Source organism: Mycobacterium neumannii, from assembly GCF_048452905.1.
GTDB lineage: Bacteria > Actinomycetota > Actinomycetes > Mycobacteriales > Mycobacteriaceae > Mycobacterium > Mycobacterium neumannii_B.
Map to the genome: position 1 here is coordinate 202,484 of NZ_JBCGVF010000002.1, position 25,772 is coordinate 228,255.

The following is a 25,772-nucleotide window of genomic DNA, read 5'->3' on the forward strand; positions in this document are numbered from 1 at the left end:
GATCGCTCTCGTGACCGCCCCCGCCACCAAAGCGCCGCGCGCGGTCCCGGTCATCAGCCCCGCGCCGCAGGTGCCCGCCGCGGATTTCGGCCCGGTCGACCGGCTGCAGGGCTGGGTGATGACCGCCGTCATCGCCGCGCTGGCCGCTGTGACGCGGTTCCTCAATCTCGGATCGCCGACCGACGCCGGCACGCCGGTCTTCGACGAGAAGCACTACGCGCCGCAGGCCTGGCAGATGCTGCACAACCACGGCGTCGAGGACAACCCGGGCTACGGCCTGGTGGTGCACCCGCCGCTCGGGAAGCAGTTGATCGCGATCGGCGAGGCGCTGTTCGGATACAACGGGCTGGGCTGGCGGTTCTCCGGCGCCGTGTGCGGCGTGATCGTCGTGATCCTGGTCGCGCGGATCACGCGACGCATCAGCCGTTCGACGTTGGTGGGTGGCATCGCGGGGCTGCTGGTGATCGCCGACGGGGTCAGCTTCGTCGCATCGCGGACCGCGCTGCTCGACGGGTTCCTGGTTACGTTCGTGGTGGCCGCGTTCGGGTGCCTCATCGTCGACCGGGACCAGGTGCGCGAGCGCATGCATATCGCGCTGTTGGAGGGCCGCATCGGCGAGACGGTGTGGGGGCCGAGGCTCGGGGTCCGGTGGTGGCGGTTCGGCGCGGGGGTTCTGCTCGGATTGGCCTGCGCCACAAAGTGGTCGGGCGTGTACTTCATCGCGTTCTTCGGCGTCATGACCATGGTCTTCGACATTCTCGCGCGGCGTCAGTACCGCGTCCCGCGACCGTGGCTGGGCGCATTCCGTCGCGATCTGGGGCCGTCGCTGTACGCGCTGGTGCTCATCCCGTTCGGTGTGTACCTCGCGTCGTACACGCCGTGGTTCGCCTCGGAGACGGCCATCAACCGCCATGAAGTCGGGCAGTCGATCGGCCAGGACAGCGTGTTGCCGATTCCCGACGCGTTGCGCTCGCTGTGGCACTACACGCATGCCGCGTACCGGTTTCACTCCGGCTTGACCAACGCCGACGGAAACCATCACCCGTGGGAATCGAAGCCGTGGACGTGGCCGATGTCGTTGCGCCCGGTGCTCTATGCGATCGACAACCAGGACGTGCCCGGGTGCGGGGCGCAGTCGTGTGTGAAGGCCGTGATGCTGGTCGGCACGCCCGCGATGTGGTTCCTGGCGGTACCGGTGCTGGGCTGGGCGGTGTGGCGGGCATTCGTCAAGCGCGACTGGCGTTATGGCGTCGCGCTGGTGGGCTACAGCGCGGGCTTCCTGCCGTGGTTCGCCGGTATCGACCGTCAGATGTACTTCTTTTACGCCGCGACGATGGCGCCGTTCCTGGTGATGATGATCGCGCTGATTCTCGGCGACATCTTGCACAAGCCGAACCAGAACGCCGAACGCCGAACGCTCGGGCTGATCGCGGTGAGTTGTTATATCGCACTCGTGCTGACGAACTTCGCATGGATGTACCCGATCCTGACCGGCATCCCGATATCGCAGAACACCTGGAACATGCAGATCTGGCTGCCGTCCTGGCGTTAGCCGTCGCTGCGCGCTGGCCGGACGCCTCCTGTTCTCGCCCTAGCAACGAGACTGCACTGAGGGCTGTTGATCGCCGACCACAACCCTGTGTGCAAACTCGACGCTAGGACCGCGACCTGTCGGTCCTACCGGACACCATGACGGCATGGAGGACGTCTTCGTCGGCAGCACCGCACTGGCGAGCGGCAAGCTGACCCGTGGACAGCTGCGGTGGAACTACCGCGCCATGTTCCCGGACGTGTACGTCAGCAAGGCCGCAGCACCGCAGTTGGCACAGCGGACGCTCGGAGTCCACCTCTGGTCGAAAGGGCGAGCCGTGATCACGGGCGTCGCCGCGGCGGCCCTGCATGGTGCGCGTGTCGACGACAGAGGAAAAGATGTCGAGTTGATCGGGCGCAGAAGCCGATCGCCACGGGGCATCACGGTGCGTAACGAAGGTATCGAGGCCGACGAGATCACCCAGATCGCCGGTATGTCCGTGGCCACCGTCGAGCGGACCGCACTCGACCTCGGACGACATTTCCCCCAGAACCGATCCGTGACCTTCCTCGATGCACTGGCCCGCGCGACAGGCGTAGCGACCTCGGACGTAGAACCGCTGTTCGAGCGCTATCGCGACACTCGACGACTGAGCTCTTCGCGAGATGCGTTGGCACTCATGGACGGCGGATCGCAGTCACCACAAGAGACCGCGGTTCGGCTGGCCATCAGAGCTGCGGGTCTTCCACCACCGAGAACAGATTTCACGATCACCGACGGTGACGACAGTCTGCGAATCGCAATGGGTTACGCCGCACCGAAGGTCGGAGTCGCGTTCGGTGTCGATCGCTCAGTCGCAGCGGCACAAATGGGGTGGGAAGTCATCGATGCGCTCAACGCCAATGCGAAGGCGACCGCGGTGCTCGTCCGGATGGCGGTAGTCGAGCGTGGATATCCGGTGTGGAGGTGGCCGCAACTGGCGCGTGCTTAGCTCAGAGCGGGTCGCGGCCGGCCGGGCACGACATACACCGCGGGCCGCCGCGGCCGGTGCCCAGTTCAGAGGCCTGGATCGGCAGCACCTCGATGCCCGCATCCGCCAACCGCGCATTGGTTTCGACGTTGCGCTCGTAGGCGACCACCACACCCGGCGCGAGGGCCAGCGTGTTGTTGCCGTCGTCCCACTGCTCACGCTCGGCCGTCACCGGGTCCAACCCCGTAGCGATGACGCGTAACCGGTCGATACCCATCGCCGTCGCGGCGGCGTCGACGAACGGCACCTCGTCGTCGATGCGCACTCCGCCGTTCCCGTCACGATGAATCGTGAACGCCGACAACGAGTCCACGACCGGCGGATACATCACCACCGCGTCGACGTCCACCATCGTGCACACCGTGTCGAGGTGCATCTGCGCTCGCGACTGCGCGATCGGCACCGCGAGCACCGTGTGGGCCAGGTCGTCGTCGAATAGGCTGCGCGCCAACGCTTCCGCACCCGCCGGTGTGGTCCGCTCCCCCACACCGACCGCCACCACGCCAGGCGCGAGCAGCAGCACATCTCCTCCCTCGACCGGCGCCGACCGCGATTCGTAGGCCCGTCGAACACCGAGGAATCGCGGGTGATGCGCGTAAATCACATCGGTCAACGAGGTCTCGCGCACCCGCGCCGGTAGCGCCAGCGAGGTGATCGCCACTCTCGGGCCAATCCAGAACGACGAATCGCGAGTGAACAACAGATTCGGCAGCGGATCGATGACGAAGTCACCCCCGTGATGCATCCGCCGCACCAGCGACAGCTCCGCACCCGAGAGCGGCAACTCATTGAACGTCATACCCGCCATCAGCACATGGGCCAGCGGTGCGGGCTCCAGCGCGCGGAGATACGACGAAAGTTCCTGCGCCAGCGGCAGACCCAGCCGTCGTGGATCGACCGCCGCAGCGATCCCGTGCATCCGCGCCGCACCACTGTGCGACAACGCCTCGGTCAGCAGATCGGCGAGGAGCATCACCTCGACGCCCCGCTCGACCAACAAAGCGGCGAACGCGTCGTGTTCGGCCTGAGCCCTGGCCACCCAGGGCAGCCCGTCGAACAACAGCGCATCGTTGTTGCGCGGCGTCAACCGCTGCAACTCGGCGCCGGGCCGGTGCAGGATGGCCGCAGTCAGCCGACCCACCTCAGAGTCGCAGCCCAACGTCACATCTAGCACCGTAACCCGCAACCCCACCTCAACTATGGTTGATGTTATGGAGTTGATTCACGAGCTGACTCCCGGCGAGATGTCCGCTCGCAGCGGTGTTGCGGTTTCGGCACTGCACTTCTACGAGCGCGAAGGCCTCATCCACAGCAGACGCACCTCGGGCAACCAGCGCCGCTATGCCCGAGAGACCTTGCGCCGTGTCGCGTTCATCCGGATGTCACAGCGGCTCGGAATCCCCTTGTCCCGCATACGAGAAGCACTGGCCACCCTGCCCGACGACAGGGTGCCGACGAGTAAGGACTGGGCCAGGCTGTCGGCGGGCTGGCGCCAAGACCTCGACGACCGCATCCTGCACCTGCAACGCCTGCGCGACAATCTGACCGGCTGTATCGGCTGTGGCTGCCTGAGCCTGAAGACGTGCGCGTTGACCAACCCCGGAGACGTCCTCGCCGAACAAGGACCTGGCGCGGTGCGGCTCTGACGCATCGAACGCTTGTGCGATAGAATCGCGGCCATGGAGCTGGCTCTGCAGAGCTCGCTGTTCGAGCACGCCGAACGCCGCCATCTCGGCAACGGGGCCTGGATCGACTTTCGATCCGGGTGGTTGGAGGATGCCGACTCGCTGTTCACCGAGCTGTCCGAGGTCGTCCCGTGGCGCGCGGAGCGCCGACCGATGTACGACCGCGTCGTCGACGTTCCGCGCCTGGTCAGCTTCCACAACCTGGTCGATGACCCGCCGCCGCATCCACGCCTCAAACAACTCCGTCGTCGCCTCAACGACGCCTACGCGGGTGAACTCGGCGAGCCGTTCACCACCGCGGGGCTGTGCCTGTACCGCGACGGCAACGACAGCGTCGCCTGGCACGGCGACACCGTCGGTCGCAGCAACACCGAGGACACCATGGTCGCGATCATCGGACTCGGCGCGACCAGAACGTTCGCGCTGCGGCCACGTGGCGGGGGCAAGTCGCTACGGCTGCAGCATGCGCATGGCGACCTGCTCGTGATGGGCGGGACGTGTCAGCGCACGTGGGAGCACGCCATCCCCAAGACGACGCGCCCCGTGGGCGTCCGGATCAGCATCCAATTCCGTCCGCACGACGTGCGCTAGGCCCTGACCGCGTTCACCGCCGCGACCAGCAGGTCGCGAGCGCGCTGCGTGTCGACCTTCGCGACGGGTTTGTCTGGCAGCACCAACGGGTTCGCGGTGACGATCACCAGGAACGGTCCGAAGCTGGCGAGGTAGTTGTAGAGCTCGCCGGTGCGAGGCTTACCGTCCACTGTCGTCTGCACCACGCGGTGAGTTCCCAGCGTCTGTGCACCCTCGATCTGGGGCGCCTCGACGACCTCGACCAGCCCGCGCATCGCACCACCCGCGAACCCGACCTTGCGACAGTTCTCGGCCGGCGCATTGACCGACGCCGTTTCGGACGTCTCGACGGCGATCGTGATGAACCGGTTGCCATCGCCTTCAGCCGTCGTCGCCGCCATATTGCCCTTGGCGCCCGCCGGCACCATCTGCTGGTTGGCGAACGACGCACAGTCGGCTGGCTCGAACTTCACGCCCTTGGGCAGTTCCTGGCGTGCCAACAACCGCGAGTCGATACCGGTCGGGCCGACGTCGGTGACCTTGAAGCCGGGGCCGAAGCTGGTCCGCACATCCTTGACGCGCCCGATGTCGGCGCGCGACAGGTCGTCGCTCGGTTCTGCGTTCGCACATGCGGTGAGCGCAGCGGCACACGCCACCGCGACCATCGCCCTCTTCGACATCGCCGCACAATGTACCGGGCAACGACGGCTCAGCCCCGTAACGCGGACACCGTTTCGGTCAACAGGTGGGCGGCGAAATCCGAACCGAGTTGGGGATTGGGCGAACCGGGGTCGGTGACGACGGCGACGAAGGCGACATGGTCACCCAGGTAGGCCGTGACGGTCTGGGCGTGCGACAGCGTTTCAGTGCCGCCTTCGACGACGGTTGCGCTCGACGTCGCCATCGCGATGGTCGAGGCCCCGTCGGCGGGTGGGGCGGGTTCGAGGGTGACGGTCCCGGTGGTGCGTCCGCCCGAAATGGTCCAGCGCCCGCACTCGTCGATCACCGCCGGGTCGAGCTCCCCCGGCGCGGCAGCGACGACGGCGTACACGATGCCACCGGGCCCCGACGCCGACCAGCCGTCGCTGCGCGTTGCGCCCGCGGCAGGGTCGCCCAGCGCGGCACACCGTTCGGGGGCGGTGGTCCATTGCGCACCGTATCCCCACGCGGTGATCGGGCCGACGGGGCCGACGAGGTCGGTCACCTCGTATCCGGCCGGCAGCACACTGCGCGCCCGATCGATTCTCGCCGGGTTGATCTCCGCGGGCTCCTCGGACGACGACTGGTCGGAAAGAGACGAACCGGGATCGGTTCCGCACGCGCTCACGCAGATCATCAGCACCGCGGCCGCAGCGACGACGCAACGATCGGCGGCCCTTCGGCGATCAACAAGTGGGGACATCGACCCTCATGATTGGAGGCTGTCATGGGTGCTCTTCGGAGTGTGGCAGCAACAGCAGCGGCGGCGGGCGCCATTCTGGTCACCGCGGGTGTTGCCGCCGCACAACCGGTGCAACCGGGTGACGCGCCGCGCACGATCGCCGAGTTGGAGGACCAAGGCTACGACGTCGTCATCGACCGGGTCGGCAGTGGCCCGATCAACGAGTGCATCGTCACCAGCGTGCGCAACCCACAGGAAGTCACCCAGACGTTCGCGGTCGGCAAGGGTGAAGACCGCGAGTTCATCACGGTCGTGGTGAGCAGGTCAATCACCGTCTCGCTCAACTGCTCCCGCTGAGTGCGTCAGGCAGCGGCGCCCTCTGCGTCGGACTCGCCGCCTGTCTCACCGCCGGCAGGCGTGCTGTCCTTGGGCTCCGAACCCGTCTCGGTCGAGCTGGCCTCGTTGCGATCCGGTCGACTCGCCGGCGAGGGGCCCAGCCGAAACGGTTTGTCGAACGAGATAGGTCCGCGCAGCTTCGGCAACTTCGGCAGCTTGGGAAGCGCAGGCTTGAACCCCAACCCTGGCGTCTTGCCGGTGACGGCGCCGTTTCCGGGCGTCCCGGCGCCCGTACTGTCGACGCCCTCCTCGACCACCACTTGCTCGCGGAGGTTCGTCGTCGCACCTTCGTCGCCCGACGGCGTCGAGTTCTCGACGACCTGAATCGTCGCGGCTTCCACCGGAGGCTGGCCGAGTTGGTCACTCGAGGGTCCGGCGTCACCGGCGACGGACGCTGGGCCGTCGGTGACGACGGTCTGTTCGCTACGGTCAGCGTCTCCTGCGTGCGCCCACGACATCCTCGTCACGGCGTTGTCTTCGACCGTCGTCGTAGTGCTGTCTTCTGCTGGGTGCGTGGGCAATTCGGGTCCGCCGACACCGAAGGGGCTGGTGGTCTCCTCGGTGCCCAGCGGGCGGTCCCCGGAGACCTCCTCGATCGCGTCGTCGAGGCCCGTCGGAATGGACTTCACCAGATTGATCGCCGTGGTGATCGGGTTCCGGAACGGCAGCAAGCCGACCTTCGTCGCGACACCCGGGTTCACGTCGCGGGCATAGGCTCCCTCGATCAGCACCCGAAGCGGTGCATCCAGCGCCGTCAGGACCGGAGACGGCACAAATGCTTCGAACGGCATCAGGATCGGCAGCCGTTCGGCCGGATACAGGTAGTAGTCGGTGTCGCCGTAAGAGCCTTGGTAGACGGCATCGTCGAAGTTTTCGTTCTGAAGATCGCCGTGCAGGTAGTAATAACTGGCCAGTGAGTTGGCGATGGCCAACACGTTGGTGAGGCTGGCGGGTGCGTCGCCTCCGAGAAGGTCGTACTGGGCTGCGGCGTCGACCGTCGGCATACAGGGCCCCTGATCGCAGCTGTCCGTGGGTGTTGCGCCGTAGAAGGTGATGCCGATGATCGGGATCGTGAGACCTTCCGGGCCGCGCGCAAGGATGCCGCCGTTGGGACGCATCGGATTGGCCAGCAAGAAGAACGAGGTCTCGGGCGCCGCGCCCTCAGGATCCTCCGGATCTCTCGGATCAGCAATCAGTTCCCTCTTGACCAGCGAAGCCACCACCGCACTCTGCGAATAGCCGAGAATGACGTAATCCTCATACGCGGACGGGGCCGCGGCCGTTGGCTCTTCAGAGTCGAATTCGTAACTCGCGTCTTCGTTGTAGACGCAGTCCGAGTTCCCGCGAACACACCCCTCCAGGCTCTCCACACCTTCGGTGACCGAAGCGTCGAAGGTCTTGCTGCCGAACACCGGGAAGAACGCCGCGGGGTAGACGACCGCGTAGACGTCGCCGTCGACCTCGTCGATGGGCGGGACGTCGGGACTGGTCGTTTCCGTGCCCGACGCTGCGTTGATGAACCCGTTGACCGCGTTTCTCAAGTAGTCGCTGATGTACGCGGGGTTATCGGGTGGCGAGGTCAACGGGTGTTCCGTACCGCCCATGATCAACGCGCTCGCCGCCAGTTGAACCGCGGTCGCGGTCGTCCACGCCACCGCCACGGCGATCGCTGCGACCACCGCCAGAACCATCGCCCCCAGCGAACGCAATGTTGTCTTCAGTCGAGCACTCCGACCCCGCATCGCGTCTCCCTCTCCCCCATCGCCGCTGTCACGCAGAAACGTCTCACAGCTAACCATGTCGGAACGCCGTAGCAAAATATTGTTCCGAACGGCAAGACATGTGTAACCGCTGTTACGCGCGTTTTCTACTGCAAACGCCGAATGGCGGCCGTAGGCTACGGCGCAGACCAGACCGATGGAGGAGCAAATGGGCACGTCTACGAGGGCCGGCGTCATCGCGGTCGCGGCAGTGGCACTCGGCCTTGGCCTTGCCGGCTGCAGCTCGGATACCGAGGGTGAGGCGACGTCCGAGACGACGACCTCAGAGGAAACCACCACCTCGGAAACCAGTGCCTCGCCCGCACCTCCCCCGTCACCGCAGGCCCAGGGCGCCAATTACACGATCGTCGACTACATCCGCGAGAACGACATCACGGAGACCCCGGTCCAGCGCGGCGACCCCGCTTCGCCGACCATCGAACTGCCGATTCCGCCCGGGTGGAGTGACGCCGGACCACGCAAGCCCCAATGGGCTTATGCCGCAATAGTTTCCGATGACCCGGCCATGGCACAAGACCCCCCGACCATCATCGCGCTGGTGTCGAAACTGACCGGCAACGTCGACCCGGCTAAGATCCTCGAGTTCGCGCCCGGCGAGATCATGAACCTACCCGGATACGAAGGCGCACAGGAAGGCTCACCGTCCACGCTCTCCGATTTCGATGCGGTGCAGATCGGCGGCACGTACACCAAAGACGGTGTCCTGCGGGCAATCGCCCAGAAGACCGTCGTGATCCCCGGCCAAGACGGACTGTATGTCCTGCAACTCAACGCCGACGGTCGCGAGGACCAGATGATGGCCCTGATGGACGCGACGTCGGTCATCGACGAACAGACCAAGATCACGCCCTGACTCAGGAGCGCGAGACCGCCGACGCGGCCATCACCTGATCGGGCGTCGGCCGAACCCCGGTGTAACGCTCGAACTGCTCGGCGGCCTGCAGCGCGATCACCTCAGCGCCGGTGATCACGCCGACGCCCGCCTCGCGCGCGGTCTTGATGAGCGGTGTCTCCGACGGCATCGCGACGACATCGAAGACGGTGTGCGCGTTGACGATGGCCTTTTCGCCGAACGCCGTCCCGTTGGCCTCGGGACCACCGGCCATCCCCACAGGGGTGACGTTGACCAGTACGTCCGCGGTGCGCGCACCGACATCGGCGAGGTAGTCGTAGCCGAGCCGGTCGGCGAGCCAACGGCCGGTCTCGGGATTCCTGGCCACTATGGTGCCGCGGTCGAATCCGGCGTCGCGGAACGCGGTCCCGACCGCACTGGCCATCCCGCCGCTGCCGTACACGAGCACGGACTGCGACGGCTGCAACCCGTGTTCAGCGATGAGCCCCTGCACTGCAAGGTAATCGGTGTTCGACGCGGTGAGCCGACCGTCGTCGTTGACGATCGTGTTGACGGCGCCAATGGAGCGAGCCGACTGCTCGATGCCGTCGACCAGCTCCAGCACATCCTGCTTGAACGGCATCGACACCGAACACCCGCGGATGCCCAACGCCCGCACTCCCCCGATCGCCGCGGCGATATCCGTCGTGGTGAAAGCCTTGTAGATGAAGTCGAGGCCGAGCAGGTCGTACAGGTAGTTGTGGAACCGGGTGCCGATGTTGCTCGGCCGACCCGCCAACGAGATGCACAGCCTGGTGTCCTTGGACAGCGGAACGCGCATCAGCCGACCGCCCGCACGACCTGAGTGGCCATATCGCGGATCTGCTTGGTCAGGTCCGCCGAGAACGGCGGATCGGTCGGGCGCGGCACGTCGATGGTCGTGGTGACCACCCCGATGTCGTCTCGCTGCCAGTGTGCGCCGTGACGGGTGAGGATCGTACGCATGGGATAGTTGTCGGTGAGCACGCGTGCGGTGAAATGTTTGACACCAAGGCCTTTCGCGGCGATCGCGAGCGCTCCCATGAGAAACGATCCGATACCTTTGTTCTGGTATGCATCCGCGACGATGAAGGCGACCTCGGCGACGGCCGGATCCGCTTCGTCGCGAACGAGCCGCGCGTCTGCGACCACCGATCCGTCGGGACCGTCGGTCATCACCCACACGAAGTGGTGTTCGTAGTCGACCTCGAACAGGTAGCGCATCAACGACCTGCTCGGAACGAGCATCGATTGGAAACGCCGGTACAGCGTCTCGCTGGAGAATTCGACCGGACCTTTGGACGTCCGCTCATTGTCGCCCGGCAGCACCGGCCGCAAGAACAACTCCGTCCCGTCGCGCATCCGGACCAATACGGGGCTGACGTATGCGGCGAGGCGTTGTCGGGCAGTGCTCAGCAGCCGGTCGAGCATGCCGGGGATCTCGAGCAGGATCGCGAACGCCTCGCGCCCCCCGACCCAACCGCGCACCGGTTCGGTGGCGATCACCGTCGCGGTGCGGGTGGTGTCCCGCAGCAACGCGATCTCGCCGACGATCATGCCCGGCGTCAGCCGCGCGACGGTGTCGTGACCGTCGTCGCCGACGTGCGTGACCTCGGCAGCGCCGGAGCCGATCAACAAGAAGGACAACGCGAGTTCGCCCTGGTGCATGAGCACCTGGCCGGAGGCGGCTTTCAGAGGCGTCAGCTGGGCCGCGAGCGGCACGAGATCCTCGGCCCGATAGCCACGAAAGATTTCCAGCGCAGTGAGTTCGTCGGCGCGAACGCCGGTCAGGCCGGCCACCTCACGAGGCTACGGGCTGCTCGTCGCCACGAGCAAGGTACCGAGCGGGCCACGTCAACGGCGCCGGCCGCGCGGCAATCACCGAATCGATCGACCAGCAAATCGTAGGGGTTGGCGCGGGTCGGCCGCGGCGCTCCGCCACCCGTCGGAAGACAAGTCGCTACATGATGTGCTGCATCGATGTACTCGGCGGCCGCCCGCAACCGCCAAGTTAGCACAACATCTGAACACCTAGACAGATATTGGGCGTCCCGCATAGGCTGCGCGGAGTTCTTCTGCGCCACGCCGAGGCCAACCGTGGATTCTCGACCAGCGCGGGTACACAGCGTCGACCCCCTCCAGAAAGGAAGTTCATGGCCGAGTACACACTGCCTGACCTTGACTACGACTACGGCGCACTGGAACCGCACATCTCGGGCCAGATCAACGAGATTCATCACAGCAAGCACCACGCCACCTACGTGAAGGGCGTCAACGACGCAGTCGCCAAACTCGAAGAGGCCCGCGCCAATGGCGACCATGCGGCGATCTTCCTCAATGAGAAGAACCTCGCGTTCCACCTCGGCGGACACGTCAACCACACGATCTGGTGGAAGAACCTCTCACCCAACGGTGGTGACAAGCCGACCGGCGAGCTGGCTGCCGCGATCGACGACCAGTTCGGGTCGTTCGACAAGTTCCAGGCACAGTTCGCCGCCGCGGCCAACGGCTTGCAGGGCTCCGGCTGGGGTGTGCTCGGCTACGACACCCTGGGTCAACGGTTGCTCACCTTCCAGCTGTACGACCAGCAGGCCAACGTGCCGCTGGGCATCATCCCTCTGCTGCAGGTCGACATGTGGGAGCACGCGTACTACTTGCAGTACAAGAACGTGAAGGCCGATTACGTCAAGGCGTTCTGGAACGTGGTGAACTGGGAGGACGTCCAGAACCGGTTCGCCGCGGCCACCAGCAAGACATCCGGGCTCATCTTCTAGTCTCTAGCGGGGCGGCCCCGCGCGCCGCCACGGCGATGATGGAGGCGCTTGCCGATGAGTGACGGTCAGTTCAGCACGCATACAGAACTTTTCGACCTCACCGGCAAGCGCGCCGTCGTCACCGGTGGCACGAGCGGCATCGGGGTGATGATGAGCCGCGGGCTGCTGCAGGCCGGCGCCAGCGTGGTGATCAGCTCGCGAAAGGCCGACGCATGCGAACGCGCGCAGGCCGAACTGTCCCGCTTCGGACAGGTGCGCGCGATACCCGCCGACCTCTCACGGCACGACGAGTGCCTGCGGCTTGCCGACGAGGTGACCGGCGGCGGCGAGCCGGTGCACATCCTCGTCAACAACGCGGGTGCCACGTGGGGCGAGCCACTGGAGAGCTTCCCCGATTCCGCGTGGGACAAAATCCTCAACGTCAACGTCAAGTCGCCGTTCTGGCTCGTTCAAGCGCTCCTGCCCGCGCTTCGTGCCGCCGGCACCGCGGACGATCCGGCCCGGATCATCAACCTCGGCAGCGTCGACGGCATCCGGGTGCCCGAGCTGCCGACGTACTCCTACAGCGCCAGCAAGGCGGCTGTTCATCAGCTCACCCGTGTGCTCGCCCGCGAACTGGGGCCGCAGCACATCACGGTCAATGCCGTTGCGCCAGGCGCGTTCCCGTCGAAGATGATGGCCGCGACCTTGGATGCGTTCGGCGACGAGATCGCGGCGTCGGCGCCGTTGCGACGGATCGGACGCGACGACGACATGGCCGGGATCGCGGTCTACCTCGCCAGTCGCGCCGGAGCGTTTCTCACCGGGGCGATCATCCCCGTCGACGGCGGACTGGCCACGACTGCGAGCAAGTGACTCGAGGCGACGGGCAGCGAGGCAGAGCTGTCTGCTCAACAAAGAGGTTGACCCCGCTGACCGCCTCGCGGGGGACACCGGTGCAACCCTCACCGATCGCCACCCACTGCCGCGAACTGTGCCCCGCTTCGCGGAGCGGTAAACAGCGAATCTAAGCGGTGCTGTCCGTCGCGCCGAGGCGTAAATGTTCGATGTGATAGACCGCCTCGTCAAGGAGCTGCGCAACGTGGTTGTCGTAGAGCCGATACACGACGCTGCGCCCCTTCCGGTCACCCGCAACCAGTCCAAGTGCGCGTAGCAGTCGGAGCTGATGGGATACCGCCGGCTGCTCCATTGCAACTGCGTTGGATAACTCCCCCACCGAGCAGGGGGACTGGCGCAACCGGGTGAGGATCATCAGACGGTTCGGCGAAGCGAGGGCTTGCAACGTCTCGGCGATCTTGCCGGCCGATGATGCGTCGAGCATGGCTGGTGGCGTTACCCTGCCGTGGCCCATGCCGCCAATTGAAGCACGGGTTCTTCGACGGAGTCGATACATGTAGAGTTCTACATGTTTATATGTGCCAATGAATCGTCTACGAACAGAGGGGCCGATGGCCACGACGGCCACACCAAAAGAACTCGCCTCCGACGCTCGAACGACGCAGTTCAACGTGGCGGGTATGTGGTCGGTGAGTTCGGTGAGGTGGGCCGCCGCTGCCCTCGTCTTGTTCTTGGCGGGCCTGGCGGCCGACCTGACAGAAGCACCTACGTGGCTGCCATGGACGGCATACTTGGCTTGCTATCTCACCGGTGGGTGGTCGCCTGCGTGGGAAGGCGTCCAAGCATTACGGGCCCGCACACTCGATGTCGATCTGCTCATGGTGGTCGCGGCCGTTGGCGCGGCGAGCATCGGTCAGATCTTCGATGGGGCCCTGCTGATCGTCATCTTCGCCATCTCCGGAGCGTTGGAAGACGCGGCGACCAAACGCACAGAGGATTCGGTCAAGGGTTTGCTCGATCTCACACCGGACCGTGCTGTCCGCATCGACTCCGACGGTCTCGAAGAAGCGGTGAACGCGGAGAACCTTCGGGTCGGTGACGTCGTGAGTGTGCGTCCTGGTGAACGTCTCCCCGCCGACGGTGTGGTTGTCGTCGGCGCATCCGATGTCGACCAGTCATCGGTCACGGGTGAACCGCTGCCGGTGAGCAAGTCGGTCGATGACGAAGTGTTCGCAGGCACCCTCAACCAGGCGGGCACACTGCGCATTCGGGTCACCAAGGACCCCTCCGACACCGTCGTCGCTCGCATCGTTGCCCTCGTCGCCGAAGCGTCCGCCACCAAGGCCAAGACGCAGCTGTTCATCGAAAAGATCGAACGGCGCTACTCGATCGGAGTTGTCGTCGCGACCCTCGCCGTGTTCGCGATCCCCTTGCTACTCGGTGCCGATCTACGGTCCACCCTGCTTCGGGCGATGACGTTCATGATCGTCGCGTCGCCGTGCGCCGTGGTATTGGCGACCATGCCGCCTCTCCTGTCGGCCATCGCCACCGCCGGAAGAAACGGCGTGCTCGTCAAATCGACGGTCGCATTGGAACACCTTGCCGATGTCACCCAGGTCGCCATCGACAAGACCGGCACATTGACCGCGGGCACACCGCAACTCACCAGCGTCACCCCCATCGACGGTCGCTACACCGAGGACGACGTACTGCGGATCGCAGCCGGCGCAGAGCAGTTCAGCGAACATCTCGTCGGTCGCGCCATCGTTCGAGCCGCCCGGACCCGCGGCCTCAGACCGCCGGACGCCACCGACTTTCTGGCTCTACCCGGGCGCGGCGTGCGCGCCCACGTCGCGGGCCAGACGATCGAAGTCGGCAGCGGGCGATCACTTTCCGCCATCACACCAGTCGTCGACCATGAGCGTCGGGGAACCACCGCCGTCATGGTCGCCGTCGACGGCCGCACCATAGGGGTTCTCGGCTTGGACGACACCGTGCGGCGGGGCGCCGAGGAAGTCGTGCGGGACATCGCCAGGCTCACATCGAGGCCGCCAGTCCTTTTGACCGGCGATGCGCAGCGCGTGGCTGAACAGTTGGCCACCAGCGTGGGCGTCGCCGATGTGCGCGCCGAGCTGCTACCCGATGACAAGGTCGCCACTGTGCGGCGACTGCAGCGCAACGGCGAGCGCGTCCTGTTCGTGGGCGACGGCATCAACGACGCGCCTGCCATGGCGGCAGCACACAGCTCGATAGCCATGGGACGTAACGGCGCAGACCTCACGGTGGAGACCGCCGACGTCGTCACCATCCGAGACGAGCTCGCGACGATCCCGACTGTCGTGGCGTTGGCGCGTCGGGCGCGCCGTGTCGTCATCGCCAACCTCGCCATCGCAGGGACGTTCATCGTCGTGCTCGTTTTATGGGATGTGTTCGGCAATCTTCCGCTGCCGCTCGGCGTGGCGGGCCACGAGGGCTCGACGATCATCGTCGCACTGAACGGGCTGCGGCTGCTGAGCAATCGCGCCTGGCGGAAGTCCGCGCGGCACGTGCACGTGCCCACGTCGATCGACAAGCCAGACCACTTCACTCAGCAACTACATTGACGTGATCAATCGCTGTGGAGCCGAGGGAACCGAACCCCGGTGTTCTCTCGCAAAACGCTGCTGACCAGCAGCCGACGTTTTCGCAGGTGGTCCCGTGTTTCGCTAAGTGCTGTCTCGTCGTCGTGAATTGTCTCGACGAAGTCAACGGCGCCACTCACGGCCGTGGCCAGGATTGCGGGATTCAGCTAACATTTCGGTGAAGTCAGTCGAGATAGCTGACAGCGCAATCAAGGGGAGGAACCACATGCGCGGAATTGCCATCATCGTCGGGGGGCTCGCGGTCGGGGGGCTGCTCGCGGCGGCGCCGGCAGACGCCGAGTCCGGCCAAGTGAGCTGCTCACCGTGCGACCGCACCACCAGCAGCGCGACCAGCCCCAGCGGCGGCGGGACACTGCCCGAGCAGTGGATCCAGCACGCGGGTGAGCTCGGCCAGTCATGGGCGAACCTGCCCGCCCGCTACGCGCAACTGCCGGGCGAGATCGTTTCGAATATCGCCAGCATCCCAGGCCAGATCGCACGAAACTACGACGCCGACCCGAACAACGACACGGCCGACGACCCTGCTGAGTAGAACGCAAAAAATCAGACGTCGAGGGCTTCGGCCCTTCTGAACACCGGTCCGATTCGCGATGTGAACTCTGGTGGAGCTAAGGGGAATCGAACCCCTGACCTACTCGATGCGAACGAGTCGCGCTACCAACTGCGCCATAGCCCCTGATACCGGTAGCAGGCTACCAGTCACCGGACGGCCGCCGAAAACCGACAGCCCCGATGTCCTGCGGCGGGCTTACTGTCCCGCAGCCCGCGGTAGGTCGAAGTGCCGCGCGAACGGCGCGTAGTCCAGATGCTCGAAGATCGGATCCTCGTCGTCGATCTCCAGCACCACCGAACCCGGCCGCCGCAAGCGCGCAGGCACCACGTCGAACTCGCGGTCATCGGTATTCTCGACGCCCAGCCGCGAGCGGGCGATGCGCTGCGCACGCCTGCGACGCAGCCGCTCCTCGATCCGGGTCTGCCGCCGCAGGTAGCCCAGGTACAACACGGTCAAACCGCTGACCGCGCCGCACAGCCACCACAATGTCGGGCTCAGCGTGAACGCCGCAGCGGCCGACGCCACCGACAGCACGCCGAGCGTCGTCAACATCCGCTTGCGGAACCGGTACTTGCGCTCGCTGACCGCGGCCGCGGTCTTGGACTCGTGCCTGCGCCGGCGCGCCTCGGACAACGAGTCGGCCATCCGCAGGTCCGCTTCGGACGGCGCCTCCAAGCCGGACGAGTCGTCGACGGTTTCGTACTCGTCGTCGGCGTCGGCGTCGATGTCCTCGGGCTCAACTTGCTCTTCGACGGCTGCCTCATCGACGGCCTCATCCGTCGGCTCGTCAAATTGCAGTGTCAACTCTTCTTTTTCGGCTTCCGGGCGGTCAGACACCCCGACGGGCAGGGCACCGGAGTCTTCGCCGATGACATCGACGTCGAGGTAGTCGGGTTCCGTCTTCTCCTCGACGGCGACCGCGGCGGCTCGCACCACCGCGCGACTGCTGACGGATTCGGGTTCGGCTTGGATCTCCTCGTCGAGCTCTTCTTCGGACGGGCGCCAGTCCGGATCGCTGGCATGGCCGGCCGCCGGACCGCGTCGTTTCAGGAGCCGCGCGTTGCGGCCGCTGTTGAGCACGCGCGTCGACAGCGCGACATCACTGGTCCGGCGCACGGTGTCGCGCTTGCTGATCAGCATCGGCACGAGAACGAAGAGCCAGAGAACGACGAGAGATATCCACAGAAGGGACTGGGGGATGCTTGGCATGTCGCCTGCTCCTTTCCCCTAAAGGCTAGGTCTGTGACCTGCGCATCCGTGGGCGGCGCGCCGAAGCAATTACACACCTGTAATTCAAAGCTGACAAGCACCAACAGTCACAAATGTCACATTTGTAACAGCGGAGGCGTTCGGCGGACCGCGAGATCGACCCCAGGGTCACGGTTTTGCTGACCGCACCGCCCGGCGTAGATCTCGCGAGGACCCTGCTCACCTAAGCCCACTCGGCGCGTCCCTGCCGCACCAGCGTGGCGGCCGCGGAACCGGTGACCTCTTCGATTGTGATCGCCACCAGCAGGTGGTCGCGCCAGGCACCGTCGACATCGAGATACCGGCGCAGCAGCCCTTCCTCCCGAAAGCCGACCTTCGTCAAAACCGCACGGCTAGCTGCGTTTTCCGGACGCACCGTCGCTTCGACCCGGTGCAGTCCGACCGGACCGAAACAATGGTCGACCCCCAACGCCAAGGCCGCTGTCGCGACCCCGCCGCCGTTCACCGCCTTGGCCACCCAGTACCCGATCCAGGCCGATCGCAGTGCCCCGTAGGTGACGTTGCCGATCGTGAGCTGCCCGCAGAACTGGTCGTCCAACTCGATCACGAAGGGCACCATCCGGCCCTTGCGCGCCTCGGACCGCAGGCCCGAACACACCGAGGGCCACGACGTGATCGCGTGTCGCGTCTCCCAGTCCACACCGGCCGCCGGTTCCCACGGTTCCAAGTGCGCGCGGTCGGCCAGCCGGATGCGGCTCCATTGCGCGCCGTCCCGCAGCCGGACCGGACGCAACCGCACCACGCCGGCCGCCACACGCAGCGGACCCGCAGACATCGGCCAACCCGGATGTACCGAACTCGACCGCCACAGGTTCACATCGACACCCGCGGGGATCAGCCGCGTTGTGCCAGGAAAGCGACGTCAACGATCTCGCCGGTACGAACCGATTCGGCTTCGGTGGGCACGATGACGAGACAGTTCGCCTCGGCCAGTGTGGCCAGCAAGTGCGACGCACCGGGTGCACCGCCGAGCGCCTGGACGAGGTATTCACCGGTGTCCTGATCCCGCATGAGTTGACCGCGCAGATATCCCGTCCGGCCGGCGACCGACTCGATCGGCGACAACGCGCGGGCCTGCACGATGCGGCGGTGCGCATGCCGCTTGCCCAGCGACAACCGGATCAGTGGACGCACCATGACCTCGAACACCACCAGCGCACTGACCGGGTTGGCGGGCAACAGGAACACCGGAACGCCGTCGCGGCCCAGTTGGCCGAACCCCTGGACCGAGCCGGGGTGCATGGCGATACGGGTCACCTCCATCTCCCCGAGCTCGGCGAGCACCGAACGCACCCCCTCGGCGGCCGCCCCGCCGACCGCCCCGGCGATGACGACCACTTCGGCGCGATTGAGCTGACCCTCGACGACTTCGCGCAGTCGCTTGGGGTCGGTGTCGACGATGCCGACCCTGTTTACCTCGGCGCCCGCGTCACGCCCCGCGGCGGCCAGCGCGTAGGAGTTCACGTCGTACACCTGACCGTTGCCCGGTGTGCGGGAGATGTCGACGAGTTCACCGCCCACGCACATGACGGACAACCGCGGCCGCGGATGCACCAGGACCCGTTCCCTGCCGACCGCGGCCAGCAGTCCGACCTGCGCCGCGCCGATGATCGTTCCCGACCGCACCGCGACGTCGCCCGGTTGGACATCGTCGCCCGTTCGCCGGACATATGCGCCCGAGCGCACGCCACGCAGCACCCTCACCCGCGCATCGCCGCCGTCGGTCCAGCGCAGCGGCAGCACCGCGTCGGCCAACGTCGGCATCGGCGCGCCGGTCTGGACCCGCGCGGCCTGACGCGGCTGCAGTCTGCTCGGGGTCCGGGCGCCGGCCTCGATCAGTCCCATCACCGGCAGGCTCACTTCGCCGTCGGTCGGCTCTTCCCCGTCTGCCGCGTCACCGGCCTCGCCGACGCCGAGCACGTCGACGCTGCGGACCGCGTACCCGTCGATCGCGGCCTGATCGAATCCGGGCAGCGGACGCTCGGTGACCACTTCCTCGGCGCACATCAAGCCCTGCGCCTCGGCTATCGCCACCCGTACCGGCCGCGGCGCCACCGCCGCAGCCGCAACGCGTGCCTGCTGTTCTTCGACCGAACGCACTGCACCCCTATCTATGCGTCGGGGCTCATCAGCAGTCGATCAGCCCCAATCGCTCCACCAACCACCGCCGGAGTTCCGGCCCGTAGTCATCGCGCTTCAACGCAAAGTCAACCGCAGCCTTGAGGTAGCCTCCGGGATTTCCGAGGTCGTGTCGAGAGCCACGGTGCACGACGACATGCACCGGGTGCCCCTCGTTGATGAGCAACGCGACGGCGTCGGTCAGCTGGATCTCACCGCCCGCCCCGCGCGGAACGCGCCGCAGCGCATCGAAGATGGCCCGGTCGAGGACGTATCGACCGGCCGCGGCGTACGGCGACGGGGCGTCCTCGGCCTTCGGCTTCTCGTACATCCCCTTCACGCGCAACACGTTCGGGTTGTTCGTGTCGGAGACGGGTTCGACGTCGAAGACGCCGTAAGCGCTGATCTCGTCGCGTGGCACTTCGATCGCACACAGCACCGAACCACCGCGTTTGGCCCGCACCTTCGACATGGTCTCCAGCACGCCGGTCGGCAACACGAGGTCGTCGGGCAGCAACACCGCGATCGCGTCCTCTTCGGGGCTCAGCTTCGGTTCCACGCAGCTGACCGCGTGGCCAAGGCCCAGCGGCTCGGCCTGCACCACCGACTCGACCTTGATGAGGGCCGGTGCGCGACGCACCTTCTCCAGCATCGACTTCTTGCCGCGGGCCTCCAAAGTGCCTTCGAGCACGAGGTCGTCGACGAAGTGCGCGACGACCCCGTCCTTGCCTTCGGACGTGATGATGATCAGCCGTTCCGCGCCCGCCTCGGCCGCTTCCGCGGCGACGAGTTCGATGCCCGGTGTGTCGACGACCGGGAGCAGTTCCTTGGGGACCGTTTTGGTGGCCGGCAGGAACCGAGTGCCCAGGCCAGCCGCAGGAACCACCGCCGTGTGGGGGATCGAGACCAGAGGCCGTGTCATCGTTCACACACTAACGTCCATGGGCAGGTTGAACGTTGCGAGGTCGGGCGTGTTGAGACCGATTGGGGAAGATGACGTGAGCGCGACCAAGGCGGAGCTACGGGCCTCGATTCTGGTGGCTCGCCGGGCCCTGCCCGCGCACGAGCACGACACCGAGGCATACGCGTTGACCGAGCATGTCTCGGCACTCGTCTCGACCGAAACGACTGTCTGCGCCTACGTTCCGGTTGGCTCCGAGCCCGGCTCCCCCGAGATGATTGACGCCCTTCACCGGCACGGCGTGCGGGTGCTGTTGCCGGTCGCCCGGTACGACGTCGCGGGTATCCCGCAGCCGTTGCAGTGGGGCGAGTACGTGCCCGGCGAATTGACCGAGGGGCGGTTCGGCCTTCGGGAACCCGTAGGGCCGCAGCTCGAACCGGAGACCATCTCGCTTGCCGCGACATTATTCATTCCCGCGCTCGCGGTCGATCGCGGCGGTGTGCGGTTGGGCCGCGGTGCCGGCTTCTACGACCGGTCGCTGCGGTTGGCGTCGCGGTCGGCGCGGCTCGTGGCGGTCGTGCGCGACGACGAACTCGTCGACCGGCTGCCCGCCGAACCGCACGACGTGTCGATGACCCACGCGCTGACACCGCGGCGCGGGCTGGTGGCCCTCGGCCGGGCGGCAGGGCCGGGAATGACGCACGCCACGTAGCGGTTCTAGCACTTGAGTCGGTAGAGTGCTAACAGATCTGACCACCAGGGAGGGGTCCCGTGCCTACGTATTCCTATGCGTGCACCGAGTGCGGCGACAAGTTCGACGCAGTCCAGGCGTTCAGCGACGCCTCGTTGACCACGTGCAAAAAGTGCAACGGCCGGCTGCGCAAGCTGTTCGGGAACGTGGGCGTGGTGTTCAAGGGCAGCGGCTTCTACCGCACCGACAGCCGTGAATCGGCCAAGAGCTCGTCGAACGGCTCGAGCACCAATGGGTCCAGCTCCTCGGAGTCGAGTTCCTCGGAATCGAGTTCTTCGTCGGAGAAGAAGTCGTCGGACACGTCGGCGAGCACCGGCTCGTCGAGCAGCTCATCGAACTCGTCCAGCTCACCCGCCGCGGCCGCCGCGTCGACCTGACGCTCGAAGTTATCCACAGGACGGCGGGTACCTCGCCCACCCTCCCGATGCGCTGCCTAACTTGGCCGCATGGGGGACTCACTCAACCCGTCGCCGCTGCACCGGATCACCGCGATCCTGCGGCCCGATTGGACACGCACGGTTCTGGCCCGCCGCATCGCCGCTGGCACACTGGTGATGCTCGCCGCCGTCGCCGCGGTGCGCCCCGACCCCGATGACCAGCACGTCGACGCCGTCGTCGCCGCGCGCGACCTGAGTCCGGGAAGCGAACTGACCGCCGCCGACATTCGTCACGAAAAGCTCGACGCCGCAACGGTTCCCGACGGTATTCAGACGGATACCGCCGCGGTCGTCGGCGCCACACTGGCCGGCCCCGTCCGCCGCGGCGAAGCGCTCACCGATGTCCGCCTGTTGACGCCCAGACTCGCAGAAGCTGCGGCAGGCCCGACAGCACGCATCGTGCCGCTGTCGCTCGACGAGACGGCGGTGCTCGATCTGATCCGCCCGGGCGACGTGGTCGACGTGTTGGCGGCCAGCGGAGAATCCGACACCCGTCCGCGGGTGGTGGCGAGCGACGCGATCGTGGTGTTGGTCTCCGAAAAGCCCTCGGGGACAGGCGCGGGCGCCGATCGCGTGGTTCTGGTGGCGCTGCCCGCCCACGCCGCCAACGAGGTGGCCGCCGCGACTTTGGTGGAGACGGTGACGCTCACCCTGCACTGAAGGCGGGGCCGCTAGTACCCACCACACGGGGTATTCCTGCCCTGTCCGGTGGCAACGCGGCTAACGTGCGTAGCTGTCGACCACATACCAGGCAGGGAGGAAATGAGACAAATGTTGAAGGGCTTCAAAGATTTCCTCGCCAGAGGCAACATCGTCGACCTCTCGGTCGCGGTGGTCATCGGTACGGCGTTCACGGGACTGGTCACCAAGTTCACCGACAGCATCATCGAGCCGCTGATCAGCCGCATCGGCGCGGGTGGTGAATCCGACTACGGCATTCTGCGCATCGGCATCGGCGGGGGCCAGACGATCGACTTGAATGTTCTGCTGTCCGCCGCGATCAACTTCATCCTGGTTGCGGCCGTCGTGTACTTCCTCGTCGTGCTGCCCTACAACCGGCTGCGCAAGAAGGGCGAAGTCGAGCAGGCCCAGGACACCGAGCTGACCCTGCTCACCGAGATCCGCAACATCCTCGCCGAGACCAACGGATCCTCCGGCGCACACAGCGCAGCCCCCGGGACCGGCCCCGACCCCGACACCGCGAAGACCACGAGCGCCGACAAAACCTGATCTGTACGGAACAGCCCCCGGAGAGTTCCGGGGGCTGTTCTGTTGCTCGGGAGAGCGTTTGTCAGTTCATGTTCCACGGCTCGCCGTAGGTGGTGACGCTGTCGCCGGCCGACGAGATCAGTCGAGCGAACGGGCGCAACAACACACCACCGGCAGCGCCGGTGACCGTGCCGTGCGCGTTGGACACCGCCACACCGCCGTTGGCGCCGGCCACATCCACCGAGAAGGTCGCGACCTCCTGGATGCCCGGGCCGTTACCGAGATCGGCGCTGATCGACACACCCGGGAACAGGTTCGGGGTGGTCAAGAACCCTGCGCTCGGGTCGAGGTTCGGTGGCGCCTGGTCGAGCAGGATGTTGGGAGTGGTGTAGCTGAAGTTGATGCCCACGCCCAGCGACCAGGGGAAGCCGATCTGATAGCCCAGCTCCAACGTGCCCTCGAACTCATCGGCACCCGGGCCGGCCACGATGTACTTCGCGCGGCCACTGTGGAACCACTCACGAGTCAGCCGGTTGCGGTCAAGAGGAAACACACCGTTGAGGAAGGTGTCCCACTGCTGAATGGTCAGCGTCCGGTCCTTGCCGTCGACCAGACTCAACTCATTGTCCAGGCCTGCGTGAGAGGTGCCCGTGCTCACGAACAACGACGCGACGGCTCCAGCGATCGCCAAAACCAGCGCCATCAGCACCCGACTGAATACCTTCATGTTCTCCCTAGCTAGTCGATGCGGACCCCCTGTGGACCCGCAACTTGGTGTCAGCCGTAGCTGGCGCTAGCGCCGCACGACGCATGAGTGGCGTTTGAGCAAATGAGAGAGCCCATACACTGCTCTTACGCGCTTTGCTCATCCGTTGACACGAGGAACATAACGGCGCCGACGGAAACCGGCAACGCGAGCACGCGGGTTACCGGCACCGTCCAAGCGCGGCCCAATTTGGTCCATGCCGCGAATAAGCCTTGCCACGAGCGGATTCCGCACCCATCCCGCGGGTATCGTGGGACGTCAAGCTCGCTGTTTCGGCTGCGCCGTCCATCGCGACGTGTGCTGCGGCACATCGGCCCTCTACGCACGGCGCGATCACAGTTTCTTCGCTGTAACCCACTGTGATCAAGATCACGAGCAAAGTGATTTTGCTGTTTACCTAATGGCAATGTCCGGTTCCGTCGGCAGTCAGAAACAAGACAGCCCCCGGAGAGTTCCGGGGGCTGTTCTGTTGCTCGGGAGAGCGTTTGTCAGTTCATGTTCCACGGCTCGCCGTAGGTGGTGACGCTGTCGCCGGCCGACGAGATCAGTCGAGCGAATGGGCGCAACAACACACCACCGGCAGCGCCGGTGACCGTGCCGTGCGCGTTGGACACCGCCACACCGCCGTTGGCACCGGCCACATCCACCGAGAAGGTCGCGACCTCCTGGATGCCCGGGCCGTTACCGAGATCGGCGCTGATCGACGCCCCGGGGAACAGGTTCGGGGTGGTCAAGAACCCTGCGCTCGGGTCAAGGTTCGGTGGCGCCTGGTCGAGCAGAACGTTCGGGGTGGTGTAGCTGAAGTTGATGCCCACGCCCAGCGACCAGGGGAAGCCGATCTGATAGCCCAGCTCCAACGTGCCCTCGAACTCATCGGCACCCGGGCCGGCCACGATGTACTTCGCGCGGCCACTGTGGAACCACTCACGAGTCAGCCGGTTGCGGTCAAGAGGAAACACACCGTTGAGGAAGGTGTCCCACTGCTGAATGGTCAGCGTCCGGTCCTTGCCGTCGACCAGACTCAACTCATTGTCCAGGCCTGCGTGAGAGGTGCCCGTGCTCACGAACAACGACGCGACGGCTCCAGCGATCGCCAAAACCAGCGCCATCAGCACCCGACTGAATACCTTCATAATCTCCCTAGTTATGTCGGCGGTCAGCCTACGGCTCACCGTGCTCTGCAGTTGGCGCCTGGCACACCTCTAGTCCCAGCGGCGCGAAGCCCCTGCGACCAGATGAGAGATCTCACTTGTCGCTGTTATGTGCTGTTCATCGTGTGTGACACGAGGAACATAACGGTCGGGCACGAACCCGGCAACGGGAGATCGCTGTACGAGTGCGGGACGTTACCGGACCTGCCGGTTTGCCGGGGAGGCAGCCGGGGTACCCGCCGTCGGCCGGTCACCTGCGCGTAACGTGAACCAATCGGTCGGGTCGGGAAGAGAACACCGCCGCTGCGCTTGAAATTGCGACAAGGCTGGGCGCGCGGTATCGGCTTGATGAGTCAATTGTGATGCGGCGGACGATTTTCCCGCATCCAACGCTCGCGCTCGGCATCGTCGTCGGCCGTCGGGGCGTCGTGCTCATCGCCCGAAATTCTCGGGATGACCTCGCCGAAAACGTCATCGATTGATTCGCGCTCGGGCTTCGGCCGCTCACCCACAGTGACGTCCAATTGTGATTAGAATCACACTTCTGAACTTACGGCGCGTGGAATCAGATGTCGAGGCTCGACAGCTGGCCGATGATCTGGACCGCGAGCGGATTGAGGGTCGCCATGCCGTCGCGGACCGCCGCGCGGGAACCGGCAAGGTTGACCACGAGCGTGCTTCCCGAGATGCCGGCGAGGCCACGGGAAACGCCTGCGTCGATCATCCCCGCCGACAACCCCGAGGCGCGTAGGGCCTCCGAGATGCCGAGCAGTTCACGGTCGAGGATGTCGCGGGTGGCTTCTGGCGTCACGTCGCGAGGGGTGACGCCCGTGCCGCCGACCGACACCACGAGGTCCACCCCGCCGATCACCGCGGTGTTGAGAGCGTTGCGAATCTCGACCTCGTCGGACGACACGACGACGACCCCGTCGACGACGAACCCGGCCTCAGTGAGCAGTTCGGTGACCAGCGGACCGCTGTGATCTTCCTCGTCGCCGTGTGCGGTGCGGTCGTCGACCACGACGACCAGTGCTCGGCCCACCAACTCCCCTGGCTGCTCCATGACTGCAACCGTATATGCGGCCCGCGACAGCGGCGCGGCCACTCTCAGGGTGCTCA

The 25,772-nt window shown here is 66.0% G+C and carries 29 protein-coding genes and 1 tRNA gene; 14 read left to right on the forward strand and 16 right to left on the reverse strand.

Annotation, left to right across the window (positions count from 1 at the left end):
- Positions 1-10 precede the first annotated feature (10 nt).
- Together AAHH99_RS05605 and AAHH99_RS05610 are read left to right on the forward strand one after the other, a co-directional pair.
- On the forward strand, positions 11-1,552 hold the full coding sequence (locus AAHH99_RS05605; protein ID WP_418767782.1) for a dolichyl-phosphate-mannose--protein mannosyltransferase: 1,542 nt from the start codon (positions 11-13) through the stop codon (positions 1,550-1,552).
- Positions 1,553-1,697: 145 nt separating this feature from the next.
- The gene (locus AAHH99_RS05610; protein WP_418767783.1) at positions 1,698-2,522 is read left to right on the forward strand and encodes a hypothetical protein; all 825 of its coding nucleotides are present in this window, start codon (positions 1,698-1,700) and stop codon (positions 2,520-2,522) included.
- Between the two features lies 1 nt (position 2,523).
- Here the strand turns inward: AAHH99_RS05610 and arcA are convergent, their stop codons facing one another.
- Entirely contained in the window at positions 2,524-3,735 is a 1,212-nt protein-coding gene (arcA, locus tag AAHH99_RS05615; protein ID WP_418767877.1) for an arginine deiminase, read from the reverse strand.
- A 37-nt stretch (positions 3,736-3,772) separates the two neighbouring features.
- On the opposite strand from arcA, the gene soxR reads away from it, so the two are divergent.
- Positions 3,773-4,207, forward strand: a complete 435-nt coding sequence (gene soxR, locus AAHH99_RS05620; RefSeq protein ID WP_064399538.1) for a redox-sensitive transcriptional activator SoxR — start codon at positions 3,773-3,775, stop codon at positions 4,205-4,207.
- A 33-nt stretch (positions 4,208-4,240) separates the two neighbouring features.
- Positions 4,241-4,837 (forward strand): alpha-ketoglutarate-dependent dioxygenase AlkB, encoded by a 597-nt coding sequence (locus AAHH99_RS05625; protein ID WP_418767784.1) that lies wholly within the window; start codon positions 4,241-4,243, stop codon positions 4,835-4,837.
- Here AAHH99_RS05625 and AAHH99_RS05630 read toward each other — a convergent pair.
- On the reverse strand, positions 4,834-5,496 hold the full coding sequence (locus AAHH99_RS05630; protein WP_418767785.1) for a DUF5642 family protein: 663 nt from the start codon (positions 5,494-5,496) through the stop codon (positions 4,834-4,836). The two genes, AAHH99_RS05625 and AAHH99_RS05630, sit on opposite strands and share 4 nt — an antisense overlap.
- 29 nt (positions 5,497-5,525) lie before the next feature.
- Positions 5,526-6,218 carry a DUF5642 family protein gene (locus AAHH99_RS05635; RefSeq protein WP_418767786.1) on the reverse strand — a complete coding sequence of 231 codons (693 nt, stop codon included), beginning with the start codon at positions 6,216-6,218 and terminating at the stop codon, positions 5,526-5,528.
- 24 nt (positions 6,219-6,242) lie between these two features.
- Here AAHH99_RS05635 and AAHH99_RS05640 point away from each other — a divergent pair, with 24 nt between their 5' ends.
- On the forward strand, positions 6,243-6,554 hold the full coding sequence (locus AAHH99_RS05640; RefSeq protein ID WP_068194682.1) for a hypothetical protein: 312 nt from the start codon (positions 6,243-6,245) through the stop codon (positions 6,552-6,554).
- A gap of 5 nt (positions 6,555-6,559) precedes the next feature.
- On the opposite strand, the gene AAHH99_RS05645 is transcribed toward AAHH99_RS05640, so the two are convergent.
- Positions 6,560-8,335, reverse strand: a complete 1,776-nt coding sequence (locus AAHH99_RS05645) for a PE-PPE domain-containing protein (RefSeq protein WP_418767787.1) — start codon at positions 8,333-8,335, stop codon at positions 6,560-6,562.
- A gap of 187 nt (positions 8,336-8,522) precedes the next feature.
- On the opposite strand from AAHH99_RS05645, the gene AAHH99_RS05650 reads away from it, so the two are divergent.
- The gene (locus AAHH99_RS05650; protein WP_418767788.1) at positions 8,523-9,227 is read left to right on the forward strand and encodes an LpqN/LpqT family lipoprotein; all 705 of its coding nucleotides are present in this window, start codon (positions 8,523-8,525) and stop codon (positions 9,225-9,227) included.
- Position 9,228: 1 nt separating this feature from the next.
- On the opposite strand, the gene AAHH99_RS05655 is transcribed toward AAHH99_RS05650, so the two are convergent.
- Together AAHH99_RS05655 and AAHH99_RS05660 are read right to left on the reverse strand one after the other, a co-directional pair.
- The gene (locus tag AAHH99_RS05655) at positions 9,229-10,047 is read right to left on the reverse strand and encodes a shikimate 5-dehydrogenase (RefSeq protein ID WP_418767789.1); all 819 of its coding nucleotides are present in this window, start codon (positions 10,045-10,047) and stop codon (positions 9,229-9,231) included.
- Complete coding sequence (locus tag AAHH99_RS05660) at positions 10,047-11,045, reverse strand: GNAT family N-acetyltransferase (RefSeq protein ID WP_418767790.1); 999 nt, start codon at positions 11,043-11,045, stop codon at positions 10,047-10,049. The genes AAHH99_RS05655 and AAHH99_RS05660 overlap by 1 nt, the downstream gene beginning before the upstream one ends.
- 353 nt (positions 11,046-11,398) lie before the next feature.
- Between AAHH99_RS05660 and AAHH99_RS05665 the strand changes: the two genes are divergently transcribed.
- Both AAHH99_RS05665 and AAHH99_RS05670 read left to right on the forward strand, forming a co-directional pair.
- Entirely contained in the window at positions 11,399-12,019 is a 621-nt protein-coding gene (locus AAHH99_RS05665) for a superoxide dismutase (RefSeq protein ID WP_418767791.1), read from the forward strand.
- Between the two features lie 54 nt (positions 12,020-12,073).
- A complete protein-coding gene (locus AAHH99_RS05670) occupies positions 12,074-12,874 on the forward strand; it encodes an SDR family oxidoreductase (protein ID WP_418767792.1) in 801 nt (266 codons plus the stop codon).
- Positions 12,875-13,025: 151 nt separating this feature from the next.
- On the opposite strand, the gene AAHH99_RS05675 is transcribed toward AAHH99_RS05670, so the two are convergent.
- Entirely contained in the window at positions 13,026-13,370 is a 345-nt protein-coding gene (locus AAHH99_RS05675; protein WP_418767793.1) for an ArsR/SmtB family transcription factor, read from the reverse strand.
- A gap of 97 nt (positions 13,371-13,467) precedes the next feature.
- Between AAHH99_RS05675 and AAHH99_RS05680 the strand changes: the two genes are divergently transcribed.
- Positions 13,468-15,459, forward strand: a complete 1,992-nt coding sequence (locus AAHH99_RS05680) for a heavy metal translocating P-type ATPase (protein ID WP_418767794.1) — start codon at positions 13,468-13,470, stop codon at positions 15,457-15,459.
- A gap of 244 nt (positions 15,460-15,703) precedes the next feature.
- Entirely contained in the window at positions 15,704-16,030 is a 327-nt protein-coding gene (locus AAHH99_RS05685) for a hypothetical protein (protein WP_418767795.1), read from the forward strand.
- Between the two features lie 68 nt (positions 16,031-16,098).
- Here the strand turns inward: AAHH99_RS05685 and AAHH99_RS05690 are convergent.
- The 5 genes from AAHH99_RS05690 to AAHH99_RS05710 all read right to left on the reverse strand — a co-directional run bounded on the left by AAHH99_RS05690 (position 16,099) and on the right by AAHH99_RS05710 (position 20,360).
- Positions 16,099-16,174 (reverse strand) — tRNA-Ala (locus AAHH99_RS05690).
- Between the two features lie 72 nt (positions 16,175-16,246).
- A complete protein-coding gene (glpR, locus tag AAHH99_RS05695) occupies positions 16,247-17,260 on the reverse strand; it encodes a gephyrin-like molybdotransferase receptor GlpR (RefSeq protein ID WP_418767796.1) in 1,014 nt (337 codons plus the stop codon).
- Between the two features lie 223 nt (positions 17,261-17,483).
- Positions 17,484-18,137: a GNAT family N-acetyltransferase gene (locus tag AAHH99_RS05700; protein ID WP_418767797.1), complete on the reverse strand. Its 654-nt coding sequence runs from the start codon at positions 18,135-18,137 to the stop codon at positions 17,484-17,486.
- 17 nt (positions 18,138-18,154) lie between these two features.
- Positions 18,155-19,420: a gephyrin-like molybdotransferase Glp gene (gene glp, locus AAHH99_RS05705; RefSeq protein WP_066841608.1), complete on the reverse strand. Its 1,266-nt coding sequence runs from the start codon at positions 19,418-19,420 to the stop codon at positions 18,155-18,157.
- 28 nt (positions 19,421-19,448) lie between these two features.
- The gene (locus AAHH99_RS05710; RefSeq protein WP_066841607.1) at positions 19,449-20,360 is read right to left on the reverse strand and encodes a UTP--glucose-1-phosphate uridylyltransferase; all 912 of its coding nucleotides are present in this window, start codon (positions 20,358-20,360) and stop codon (positions 19,449-19,451) included.
- A 76-nt stretch (positions 20,361-20,436) separates the two neighbouring features.
- On the opposite strand from AAHH99_RS05710, the gene AAHH99_RS05715 reads away from it, so the two are divergent.
- From AAHH99_RS05715 to mscL, 4 genes are all read left to right on the forward strand, one after another.
- Positions 20,437-21,051, forward strand: coding sequence for a 5-formyltetrahydrofolate cyclo-ligase (locus AAHH99_RS05715; protein ID WP_418767798.1), 615 nt, complete (start codon positions 20,437-20,439; stop codon positions 21,049-21,051).
- Between the two features lie 59 nt (positions 21,052-21,110).
- Positions 21,111-21,467 (forward strand): FmdB family zinc ribbon protein, encoded by a 357-nt coding sequence (locus AAHH99_RS05720; RefSeq protein ID WP_418767799.1) that lies wholly within the window; start codon positions 21,111-21,113, stop codon positions 21,465-21,467.
- 69 nt (positions 21,468-21,536) lie between these two features.
- On the forward strand, positions 21,537-22,187 hold the full coding sequence (locus AAHH99_RS05725) for an SAF domain-containing protein (RefSeq protein ID WP_418767800.1): 651 nt from the start codon (positions 21,537-21,539) through the stop codon (positions 22,185-22,187).
- Positions 22,188-22,298: 111 nt separating this feature from the next.
- Positions 22,299-22,757, forward strand: a complete 459-nt coding sequence (gene mscL / locus AAHH99_RS05730; RefSeq protein WP_418767878.1) for a large-conductance mechanosensitive channel protein MscL — start codon at positions 22,299-22,301, stop codon at positions 22,755-22,757.
- Between the two features lie 61 nt (positions 22,758-22,818).
- Here mscL and AAHH99_RS05735 read toward each other — a convergent pair whose 3' ends face one another.
- The 4 genes from AAHH99_RS05735 to AAHH99_RS05750 form a co-directional block, all read right to left on the reverse strand.
- Positions 22,819-23,463: an MspA family porin gene (locus AAHH99_RS05735; RefSeq protein ID WP_418767801.1), complete on the reverse strand. Its 645-nt coding sequence runs from the start codon at positions 23,461-23,463 to the stop codon at positions 22,819-22,821.
- A 527-nt stretch (positions 23,464-23,990) separates the two neighbouring features.
- Positions 23,991-24,635, reverse strand: coding sequence for an MspA family porin (locus AAHH99_RS05740; RefSeq protein ID WP_418767802.1), 645 nt, complete (start codon positions 24,633-24,635; stop codon positions 23,991-23,993).
- A 371-nt stretch (positions 24,636-25,006) separates the two neighbouring features.
- Positions 25,007-25,177: a hypothetical protein gene (locus AAHH99_RS05745; protein WP_418767803.1), complete on the reverse strand. Its 171-nt coding sequence runs from the start codon at positions 25,175-25,177 to the stop codon at positions 25,007-25,009.
- A gap of 41 nt (positions 25,178-25,218) precedes the next feature.
- A complete protein-coding gene (locus AAHH99_RS05750) occupies positions 25,219-25,764 on the reverse strand; it encodes a MogA/MoaB family molybdenum cofactor biosynthesis protein (protein ID WP_094286979.1) in 546 nt (181 codons plus the stop codon).
- Positions 25,765-25,772: the final 8 nt, after the last annotated feature.

Excerpts from the sequence above, each read along its gene's own strand:
- AAHH99_RS05610 (WP_418767783.1), top strand. The coding sequence starts at position 1,698 with ATGGAGGACGTCTTCGTCGGCAGCACCGCACTGGCGAGCGGCAAGCTG.
- soxR (WP_064399538.1), top strand. The coding sequence starts at position 3,773 with ATGGAGTTGATTCACGAGCTGACTCCCGGCGAGATGTCCGCTCGCAGC.
- AAHH99_RS05625 (WP_418767784.1), top strand. The coding sequence starts at position 4,241 with ATGGAGCTGGCTCTGCAGAGCTCGCTGTTCGAGCACGCCGAACGCCGC.
- AAHH99_RS05630 (WP_418767785.1), bottom strand. The coding sequence starts at position 5,496 with ATGTCGAAGAGGGCGATGGTCGCGGTGGCGTGTGCCGCTGCGCTCACC.
- AAHH99_RS05635 (WP_418767786.1), bottom strand. The coding sequence starts at position 6,218 with ATGTCCCCACTTGTTGATCGCCGAAGGGCCGCCGATCGTTGCGTCGTC.
- AAHH99_RS05640 (WP_068194682.1), top strand. The coding sequence starts at position 6,243 with ATGGGTGCTCTTCGGAGTGTGGCAGCAACAGCAGCGGCGGCGGGCGCC.
- AAHH99_RS05645 (WP_418767787.1), bottom strand. The coding sequence starts at position 8,335 with ATGCGGGGTCGGAGTGCTCGACTGAAGACAACATTGCGTTCGCTGGGG.
- AAHH99_RS05650 (WP_418767788.1), top strand. The coding sequence starts at position 8,523 with ATGGGCACGTCTACGAGGGCCGGCGTCATCGCGGTCGCGGCAGTGGCA.
- AAHH99_RS05655 (WP_418767789.1), bottom strand. The coding sequence starts at position 10,047 with ATGCGCGTTCCGCTGTCCAAGGACACCAGGCTGTGCATCTCGTTGGCG.
- AAHH99_RS05665 (WP_418767791.1), top strand. The coding sequence starts at position 11,399 with ATGGCCGAGTACACACTGCCTGACCTTGACTACGACTACGGCGCACTG.
- AAHH99_RS05670 (WP_418767792.1), top strand. The coding sequence starts at position 12,074 with ATGAGTGACGGTCAGTTCAGCACGCATACAGAACTTTTCGACCTCACC.
- AAHH99_RS05675 (WP_418767793.1), bottom strand. The coding sequence starts at position 13,370 with ATGGGCCACGGCAGGGTAACGCCACCAGCCATGCTCGACGCATCATCG.
- AAHH99_RS05680 (WP_418767794.1), top strand. The coding sequence starts at position 13,468 with ATGGCCACGACGGCCACACCAAAAGAACTCGCCTCCGACGCTCGAACG.
- AAHH99_RS05685 (WP_418767795.1), top strand. The coding sequence starts at position 15,704 with ATGCGCGGAATTGCCATCATCGTCGGGGGGCTCGCGGTCGGGGGGCTG.
- glpR (WP_418767796.1), bottom strand. The coding sequence starts at position 17,260 with ATGCCAAGCATCCCCCAGTCCCTTCTGTGGATATCTCTCGTCGTTCTC.
- AAHH99_RS05710 (WP_066841607.1), bottom strand. The coding sequence starts at position 20,360 with ATGACACGGCCTCTGGTCTCGATCCCCCACACGGCGGTGGTTCCTGCG.
- AAHH99_RS05725 (WP_418767800.1), top strand. The coding sequence starts at position 21,537 with ATGGGGGACTCACTCAACCCGTCGCCGCTGCACCGGATCACCGCGATC.
- mscL (WP_418767878.1), top strand. The coding sequence starts at position 22,299 with ATGTTGAAGGGCTTCAAAGATTTCCTCGCCAGAGGCAACATCGTCGAC.
- AAHH99_RS05735 (WP_418767801.1), bottom strand. The coding sequence starts at position 23,463 with ATGAAGGTATTCAGTCGGGTGCTGATGGCGCTGGTTTTGGCGATCGCT.
- AAHH99_RS05740 (WP_418767802.1), bottom strand. The coding sequence starts at position 24,635 with ATGAAGGTATTCAGTCGGGTGCTGATGGCGCTGGTTTTGGCGATCGCT.